This is a genomic window from Streptomyces colwelliae (genome assembly GCF_048158785.1).
Lineage (GTDB): Bacteria > Actinomycetota > Actinomycetes > Streptomycetales > Streptomycetaceae > Streptomyces.
Genome location: NZ_JBLTJC010000452.1, coordinates 1 through 7,567 on the forward strand (window position 1 = coordinate 1; position 7,567 = coordinate 7,567).

At 70.6% G+C, this 7,567-nt stretch carries 10 protein-coding genes; 4 read left to right on the top strand and 6 right to left on the bottom strand.

Annotated features, from left to right (window positions below; translation table 11 throughout):
- Positions 1 to 231: 231 nt before the first annotated feature.
- Positions 232 to 456: a hypothetical protein gene (locus ACNFOC_RS47335; protein ID WP_416965188.1), complete on the bottom strand. Its 225-nt coding sequence runs from the start codon at positions 454 to 456 to the stop codon at positions 232 to 234.
- A gap of 346 nt (positions 457 to 802) precedes the next feature.
- Positions 803 to 1,240, bottom strand: a complete 438-nt coding sequence (locus ACNFOC_RS47340) for a PTH2-like family protein (RefSeq protein WP_416965189.1) — start codon at positions 1,238 to 1,240, stop codon at positions 803 to 805.
- A gap of 27 nt (positions 1,241 to 1,267) precedes the next feature.
- Between ACNFOC_RS47340 and ACNFOC_RS47345 the strand changes: the two genes are divergently transcribed.
- The 3 genes from ACNFOC_RS47345 (at position 1,268) to ACNFOC_RS47355 (ending at position 4,357) form a co-directional block, all read left to right on the top strand.
- On the top strand, positions 1,268 to 2,266 hold the full coding sequence (locus ACNFOC_RS47345; RefSeq protein WP_416965197.1) for an aldo/keto reductase: 999 nt from the start codon (positions 1,268 to 1,270) through the stop codon (positions 2,264 to 2,266).
- 76 nt (positions 2,267 to 2,342) lie between these two features.
- Positions 2,343 to 3,389 carry an NAD-dependent epimerase/dehydratase family protein gene (locus ACNFOC_RS47350; protein ID WP_416965190.1) on the top strand — a complete coding sequence of 349 codons (1,047 nt, stop codon included), beginning with the start codon at positions 2,343 to 2,345 and terminating at the stop codon, positions 3,387 to 3,389.
- A gap of 149 nt (positions 3,390 to 3,538) precedes the next feature.
- The gene (locus ACNFOC_RS47355) at positions 3,539 to 4,357 is read left to right on the top strand and encodes an SAM-dependent methyltransferase (protein WP_416965191.1); all 819 of its coding nucleotides are present in this window, start codon (positions 3,539 to 3,541) and stop codon (positions 4,355 to 4,357) included.
- Here ACNFOC_RS47355 and ACNFOC_RS47360 read toward each other — a convergent pair.
- From ACNFOC_RS47360 to ACNFOC_RS47370, 3 genes are all read right to left on the bottom strand, one after another.
- Positions 4,327 to 4,815 (bottom strand): hypothetical protein, encoded by a 489-nt coding sequence (locus ACNFOC_RS47360; RefSeq protein WP_416965192.1) that lies wholly within the window; start codon positions 4,813 to 4,815, stop codon positions 4,327 to 4,329. The two genes, ACNFOC_RS47355 and ACNFOC_RS47360, sit on opposite strands and share 31 nt — an antisense overlap.
- 79 nt (positions 4,816 to 4,894) lie before the next feature.
- Positions 4,895 to 5,254 (bottom strand): hypothetical protein, encoded by a 360-nt coding sequence (locus tag ACNFOC_RS47365; protein WP_416965193.1) that lies wholly within the window; start codon positions 5,252 to 5,254, stop codon positions 4,895 to 4,897.
- 38 nt (positions 5,255 to 5,292) lie between these two features.
- On the bottom strand, positions 5,293 to 5,610 hold the full coding sequence (locus ACNFOC_RS47370) for a hypothetical protein (RefSeq protein ID WP_416965194.1): 318 nt from the start codon (positions 5,608 to 5,610) through the stop codon (positions 5,293 to 5,295).
- A 237-nt stretch (positions 5,611 to 5,847) separates the two neighbouring features.
- Between ACNFOC_RS47370 and ACNFOC_RS47375 the strand changes: the two genes are divergently transcribed.
- Positions 5,848 to 7,230, top strand: a complete 1,383-nt coding sequence (locus ACNFOC_RS47375) for a histidine-type phosphatase (RefSeq protein ID WP_416965195.1) — start codon at positions 5,848 to 5,850, stop codon at positions 7,228 to 7,230.
- A gap of 37 nt (positions 7,231 to 7,267) precedes the next feature.
- Here the strand turns inward: ACNFOC_RS47375 and ACNFOC_RS47380 are convergent, their stop codons facing one another.
- Entirely contained in the window at positions 7,268 to 7,420 is a 153-nt protein-coding gene (locus ACNFOC_RS47380; protein WP_416965196.1) for a hypothetical protein, read from the bottom strand.
- Between the last annotated feature and the right edge of the window lie 147 nt (positions 7,421 to 7,567).

Genomic DNA, 7,567 nt, shown 5'->3' on the forward strand with positions numbered 1-7,567 from the left:
GGGGTACGGGGCGCTGATGCGGGGGCTTCCGGCGAGCGGGCCGGCAGCCACCGAGCCCTCTGCCGCCGTGGCGGCACCGGAGGTCAGCGCGGCCTGACGACCCTGCGATGGCACGGCCACGCCACCACCTTCCCGACGATGCCATTTCCGACGACGAGCCCCCTACCCGCACGTCTTCTGCGGGTAGGGGGCTCGTCGTCGTGACCGGCGATGACCGCCGACGGGCGTCGGTCAGTAGCCGACGTTCACGCCGACGTTGTGGGGGAGCGCGCCGAGGGTGCCGCCGACGGTGCCCAGGACAGTCGCCTTGACCGAGTCGACCTCGGCGAGGAGGTCCGCACTGCTGAGGGTCGTCGAACCGACGCTGACGCTGACCTGCGGACTCACACCGCCGGAGACGGTGTCGAGCTCGGCGTCGGAGATCTCGAGGGTCTGAACCTGGGGAGCGGAGTTCATGGGGAAACTGCCCTTCGCGTGGTGGTCCACATGGGGATGCGGTCCCGCTGGGGGACAGGCTGCGGGCCGCGATGCGCAGGATCAAACCACGCGATGTGCGGGGCATCCAGTCCGAGCCCGCTCCCGGCACGGCAGTTGAACGCGACGGCGACCGAACCGTGTGAGTGTGCACACGAGTTGGGTCCGGGTTCTCTACATGGGGCGGCGCACAGCGGGCTTACAGACAGTGCGGCGGCCGGTTCGAACCGGACAACTCTGCCCCAACGGGCCCCGCCCGTCCCGCGGTTGCGCACGCCCTGTGCAGATTCGGTCATGAATGACGTCACGGACGGCGTCACGGACGGCGTCACGGATGCATCCGCGCCCCCTTCACCACCTTGTCCACCCCGTTCCGCGGCCCGTACACCGCCAGCCCCACCACATCCAGCTCGGCCGTGGCGACGGCCCGGACCGCCGCCCGGTTGTCGCGGTCGTTGCCGGTGGTGAAGAGGTCGGACGTGAAGACCGCGCGCGGCAGGGCGCGGGACAGGGCCCGTCCGTGGGCCGCCACGAGGATCTCCTTCGTGGCCTCGAAGACCATCACCGGCTGCCGGAACATCGGCAGATACCGCACCCCGTCCGCGTCCTCGTACGGCTCCCCGATCACCTCGGGAACCTGCGCGCCCAGGCCGCTGACCAGGAAGGACGTGACGTTCAGCCGCTGCCAGGGCTCAAGGTCGTCCCGCAGCAGGACGGCGATCTTGGTGTCGAAGCGGATGGGTTCCGCAGTGGTGTCAGTGCTCATACGTCGACCGGCACCCGCGCGGTCGCCATCGGCGCCATGACCTACGGCGCACCCGACCGCGGCCACCCCGTCTGGTCCCTCGACGAGGAGACCAGCCGTCCCCTGATCAAGCACGCCCTCGAAGCCGGCATCAACTTCTTCGACACCGCCAACCTGTACTCGAACGGCTCCAGCGAGGAGATCCTCGGCCGCGCCCTCAAGGACTTCGCCGACCGCGACGACGTGGTGATCGCGACCAAGCTCCGGCACCCGATGCGCCCGGGTCCCAACGGCCGCGGCCTGTCGCGCAAGGCGGTCATGGCCGAGGTCGACCACTCGCTGCGCCGCCTCGGCACCGACCACATCGACCTGTACCAGGTGCACCGCAACGACCACGCGACACCGCTGGAGGAGACCCTCGAAGCCCTCAGCGACCTCGTCAGGGCGGGCAAGGTGCGCTACCTCGGGGCCTCGTCCATGCACGCCTGGGAGTTCGCGAAGGCGCTGCACCTCCAGGAGCGGCACGGCTGGGCGCGGTTCGTGTCGATGCAGGACCACTACAACCTGCTCGCCCGTGAGGAGGAGCGGGAGATGATCCCGCTGTGCCTGGACGAGGGCGTCGGGGCGATCATCTGGAGCCCGCTGGCCCGTGGCCGACTGGCCCGCGCCTGGGACGACGCGAGGTCCACGGACCGTTCCGCCGCCGACGGCGACTACGCCGACCTGCTCTACTCGCCGGCCGAGGACGCGTCCAACCACGCGATCGTCGACGCCGTCGGGAAGGTCGCCGCCGCACACGGCGTGAGCCGCGCGCAGATCGCCCTGGCCTGGCTGCGCCACCAGCCCGTCGTCACCGCGCCCCTGGTCGCGGCCGGTTCGATCCGGCAGATCGACGAAGCCGTGGCCTCGCTGGACGTCGAGCTGACCGACAACGAGGTGCGCGAGCTGGAGGGCCCGTACACGCCTCGGTACGACTGGCAGGGCGTGTCCGACGAGGCCGAACTCGACGCGATCCGGGCCCGCATCCCCGGTATGGCGCTGTCGTGACGCCGAGGGGCAACTCGATGGACGACTCCCCGCTCACCCCCAACTCCCTTACGAATCAAGCCCCAAGGAGACACCGATGACACAGGTACAGGTACCGGTACTGGTATTGGTGACCGGCGGATCCGGGTTCATCGGGAGCTGGTGCGTGCTCGCGCTGCTGCGCGCCGGGCACGAGGTCCGCACCACCGTGCGCGACCTGGGACGGGAGCCCGCGCTCCGCGCACACCTGCACGCCGCGGCCGAGTTCGACGACGCGAGGCTGACCGTCGTACGGGCCGATCTGCGCGGTGACGACGGGTGGGCGGACGCGGTCCGTGGGTGCGCGTACGTGCTGGACGTCGCCTCGCCGACACTGCGGAACGCGCCGGAGAGCGAGGAGGCGATGGTCGGCGCCGCCGGAGAGGGCGTGCTGCGGGTGTTGCGGGCGGCCCGCGACGCCCGCGTCCGCAGAGTCGTGCTGACCAGCGCGTTCGGTGCCGTCGGGTATGGGCACCCGCCGCGCTCGACGCCGTTCACGGAGGAGGACTGGACGGACGTCGACGCCGACATCCCGCCGTACCAGAGGTCGAAGACGCTCGCCGAGCGGGCGGCCTGGCGGTTCGTGCGGGAGGAGGGGGACGGACTCGAGCTCGCCGCCGTGCATCCGGTCGGCGTGCTCGGACCCGTCCTCGGGCCCGACGATCCGCCGTCGCTGCGGATCATCCGGGGCATGCTCGACGGCGAGGTGGCGGTCTGCCCGCCGTTCGGATCGAGCTGGGTCGACGTCCGTGACGTCGCGGACCTTCATCTGCGCGCCATGACCGACCCCGCGGCGGCCGGTGAGCGCTGGCTCGCTTCCGCCGGTCGCAGCCTGCGCACCGTCGAGGTCGCCCGCGTTCTGCGCGGCCGGCTCGGCGACCGTGCCGCGAAGGCACCCACACGCGAACTCCCCCTGGCCCTCGCCCGCTTCCTCAGCCGGTTCAACCCGCGGCTGCGCGCGCTGCGTCCGCAACTCGGCCAGGACTTCGACGCCACCGGTGCGAAGGCGGAGCGGCTCCTCGGCTGGACGCCCCGCCCCGTCGCCGACACCATCGCCGACACCGCGGAGAGCCTCCTCGCCCACGGTCTGGCCACGGGGAGGTGAGTCCCCCGCCCTCGACCCCCGGCCATCGCTCCCCGGCCGTCGGCAGGAGCACTTCGGGAAACCGTATTGCCCAGTGCGGCCCTGTGTTCGAGAGCAGACATGTCAGGATGATGATCTGACAGCCACTCACCAAGACGGAGCCTGGCCCCATGACCTCTCCCAGCGGGGACGGCAGTGGCGCGCAGCCACTGATCATCGACACCAGCAAGCCCCACCCGGCCCGGATGTACGACTACTTCCTCGGCGGCAAGGACAACTACGAGGTCGACCGGGAGGCCGCCGAGCAGTTCATCAAGGCGGCGCCGGAGGTGCGGGAGGGCGTCCGGGCCAACCGGCGCTTCATGCACCGGGCCGTCCGGCACGTCGTGGAGGAGGGCGGGGTACGGCAGATCCTCGACATCGGCACCGGGCTCCCCACCGAGCCGAACGTGCACCAGATCGCGCACGCCATCGCCCCGGACACCCGGATCGTCTACGTCGACAACGACCCGATCGTCAGCACCCACTCGATGGCTCTCATGGAGGACACCGACACCTCCGTCATCCTGGCCGACCTGCGCGATCCCCGCGCCGTCCTCGACCACCCCGAGGTGCGCAAGGCCATCGACTTCGACGAGCCGGTGGCCGTACTGCTGGTCGCCGTCGTGCACTTCCTGCCCGACGACGGGGATCCGTACGGCATCGTCGCGACCCTGCGCGACGCGCTGCCGGCCGGCTCGTACCTCGTCCTGTCGCACGCCACGGGCGACATCCACGAGGACGGCCGGCACGACGCCGCGTCCGTCTACAACCGGGCCACCGCCACCCTCAACCTCCGCACGCACGCCCAAGTCCTGGACTTCTTCGGCGACTTCACGCTCGTGGACCCGGGCCTGGTCCGCGTCACCCACTGGCGGCCCGAGGAGACTCCCGCCCCGGGCGCCGCGCCGATCGGCATCTACGGCGGGGTGGCCCGCAAGGACGCCTGAGCGGGCGGCGACCCCCAGAACCTCATCAACAGCTGTAGCTGCGCTTGCCGTTGATGAGGTACCGGTCCTCCGCCTCCGTCAGCATCTTGTACGAGGCGGTCCAGCAGCCGCCCGAGCCGGTGCTGATGTAGAGCGGGCCGGCGTACTTGCCCGTAGTAGCCGTCGTCCGTGCCGCAGGCGCTGCTGGCGCTGGTGCCCGGACAGGCTTGCAGGAACATGTAGTTGGCGTTGCCCGGTGTCTCATTTCGGAAGATCACGCAGAGCAGGCCTCCGCCGGCGTAGGCGGCCATGCTGCCGTCGTCGCCGTTGACGTCACCGGGCAGGTTGCCGTCGACGTACACCAACGTGTTGTAGTTGCCGGCGGTCGGCTGCTCGGCGGCGGACGCGGAGGTGAGCAGTGCGCCCACGGCGGCCAGGGCGGCGACCGGCAGGCCCAGTGTTCGCTGTATTCGCTTCATGGTCGGCCCCTTCTCGTTGAGAACTGATGTTCGATTCAAGGGGTGCGGAAGGGCGCGCAAGCCCAGCCACGGAACGGCTCTAGCGGTACGGCTCTAGCGGAACGTCGTCTCGCGGAGCCCGGCCGCAAGCCAGGCCCACCGCGGCGAGCTCCTGCACCTCGTAGTGGAAGCGGCGCACGACGTGCACGAGCACCGCCCCCACGTCGCCGATCCACAGCGGCACGCTCAGTCCCGTACCGGCCACCGCGCTGGTCCACACCTGAGAGTCGCGGTCCGCGTTGGCCTCGACGGTCCAGCCGTTCGCCGAGGTCGCCGGGCGTTTCGGCCCGCGCGCCCGGGCGGTCCCGGCGTCCGCCGCGGAGGCGGTGGGCGCCATCGAACCGACGGCCACGGCCGCCCCGATGACGGCGGACGCCCTGACGACCGTCCGCCGTGTCATGTCGTGATCCACGTTCTCTGTCTCCCTTTCCGGAGTGGTCAGAACAGGCCGAAGATCACGAAGAACGGCACGAGGGAAGCGGTGGCGCACACCGGCCAGTAGCGGGAGGCCCGGACCGGCGTCCGGCGCCGCAGCCAGCTGTTGGCCAGCCCCCAGACCAGGCCGAACAGGCAGAACACCGGCGCGGCGATGACCAGCCAGAGCAGCATCCCGTCGTTCTCGTTCGGGTCCTGCGAGGTCCAGCCGATGGCCGCGAGCGGCCCGTTGGCCAGGATGTACCACGCCAGGAACAGCGGAACGACGGCCGGAATCCCGAGGAGCAGGTTCACGGCCACGGGGACGCTCAGCTTCCGCATACGCTCATTCTTCACGATCGTGTCGGCCTGGCCGGTGGTGAGCGACGGGCGGGCGATACCGAGCTGGTGGGCGTTGTGCGAGCCGAATCAGGCGGTCGACGCACGACTCCCCGGGACAGCACCGAGGCGAGAGGAGCCCGAGTGACGGGCGGGCCGTGATCCGGGATGGCCGAATCTCGCCCCTGCGGCTATCCCATGGCCACCCCCCGTTCACGTCTCCCGCGAAACATGCGCCACATGAGACGTTTCACCCCCGCCCTGGCCCTCGGCACGGCCGCGCTCCTGGCCACCCCGTTCGCCGCCCAGGCCTCCCCCGGCAACGCCGGCGGCAACGCCCACACCGACAGCTTCGGCACGAAGGCCGTGTACACGCCGGAGCAGAACTCCCGCTCGTACCAGAAGGCCCCGGCCGGCTTCACCCCCGTCTTCACCGAGAACGTGTCCCGGCACGGATCCCGGTCCGCGACCGACAGTTCGGACGGCGACCTGATCCTCGCGCTGTGGAGCAAGGCGCAGGCGGAAGGCCAACTCACCGCGAAGGGCCGGGAGTTCGGGCCGAAGGCGCAGGCCCTCGAAGCCGCCATGAGCACCGTCGGGTACGGCGACCTCAGCGCGCGCGGCAAGAAGGAGATCCAGGCCACCGCCGTACGGATGGAGAAGCGGCTGCCGACCCTCTTCGCGTCGATCGCGAAGAACAAGGAGCCCATCGACGTCGTCAGTTCGGGGCAGGGGCGTGCCGTCGACAGCGCGAACCTCTACGGCGCCGCGCTCGCCCGGACCGACCCCGACCTGACCTCCCTCATCGGCGCGACCCGCACCGACAAGGACCTCCTCTACTTCCACAAGGCCGACGGCGGTGCCGCCTACCGCGACTACATCGCGAACGACAAGCGCCTCGCGGCCACCCTCACGTCCGTCACCGATCAGCCGAAGACCCACAGCGCCGCCCGCGACGTACTGAAGAAGCTCTTCAAGCCGGCGTTCGTGGACCGGATCACGGCGGGCGAGTTCGCCTCGATCGGCACGGACGTCGAGGCCGCCACCGCCGTCTACAACCTGTACGCCATCGCCCCCGCGATGAGCGAGGAGAGCCCGGGCGGCAAGGGCTGGGGCATGGACCGGTACATCTCGGCGCGCGACGCCGACTGGTTCGGGTACATCTCCGACGCCGAGGACTTCTACGAGAAGGGGCCGGGCTTCGCCGACAGCGACATCACGTACAAGATGGCGGACGTCCTGCTCGACGACTTCTTCAAGAAGGCCGAGGCCAAGCGCGACGGCACGAGCGACCTGGGCGCCGAACTCCGCTTCACCCACGCCGAGGAGATCATCCCGCTGGCCGCGCTGATGGGCCTGCCCGGCAGCACGAAGGGCGTCACGGCCGACCAGCCGTACACCTACGCGAGCAACCCGTGGCGCGGCGCCTCCGTCGCCCCGCTCGGCTCGAACATCCAGTGGGACGTGTTCCGCAAGGGCGACACCTACCTCGTCCGCATGCTCTACAACGAGAAGGAGACCGCCTTCAAGGCGAGCTGCCGTCCCGTCTCGAAGGGCAGCAAGTTCTACGACCTGAACGAGCTGCAGCGCTGCTTCGGGCGTACGACAACCTCGAACGGCTGACCCAGCGGCTGATCAACTCCCGCCACCGACACCGGCGTTACGACGGCCCCGCGCTCCCCCAGGCGCGGGCCACCGCCGCCCCGAACGTCCGCCCGCTCATCCCGGCCCGCCGGTACGCGGCGACGGCAGGCGTGTTGTCCGCGTCCACCATCAGCGCGGCCCGCCCGTGCTCCCGTACGAGAGCGTCCACGACGAACCGCGAGACGGCCGCGGGCGGCGAGTGGCGCCCCGCTCAGCCGGCCGTCGCCTGAGAGACGGCGGTGCTGCCGCACTGCGCGTCGTCCCACTCATCGAGGACCGCGCGCAGCATGGCGGCGATTTCGGGATGGACGTTCTT

Excerpts from the sequence above, each read along its gene's own strand:
- ACNFOC_RS47335 (WP_416965188.1), bottom strand. The coding sequence starts at position 456 with ATGAACTCCGCTCCCCAGGTTCAGACCCTCGAGATCTCCGACGCCGAG.
- ACNFOC_RS47340 (WP_416965189.1), bottom strand. The coding sequence starts at position 1,240 with ATGAGCACTGACACCACTGCGGAACCCATCCGCTTCGACACCAAGATC.
- ACNFOC_RS47350 (WP_416965190.1), top strand. The coding sequence starts at position 2,343 with ATGACACAGGTACAGGTACCGGTACTGGTATTGGTGACCGGCGGATCC.
- ACNFOC_RS47355 (WP_416965191.1), top strand. The coding sequence starts at position 3,539 with ATGACCTCTCCCAGCGGGGACGGCAGTGGCGCGCAGCCACTGATCATC.
- ACNFOC_RS47360 (WP_416965192.1), bottom strand. The coding sequence starts at position 4,815 with ATGAAGCGAATACAGCGAACACTGGGCCTGCCGGTCGCCGCCCTGGCC.
- ACNFOC_RS47365 (WP_416965193.1), bottom strand. The coding sequence starts at position 5,254 with ATGACACGGCGGACGGTCGTCAGGGCGTCCGCCGTCATCGGGGCGGCC.
- ACNFOC_RS47370 (WP_416965194.1), bottom strand. The coding sequence starts at position 5,610 with ATGCGGAAGCTGAGCGTCCCCGTGGCCGTGAACCTGCTCCTCGGGATT.
- ACNFOC_RS47375 (WP_416965195.1), top strand. The coding sequence starts at position 5,848 with ATGAGACGTTTCACCCCCGCCCTGGCCCTCGGCACGGCCGCGCTCCTG.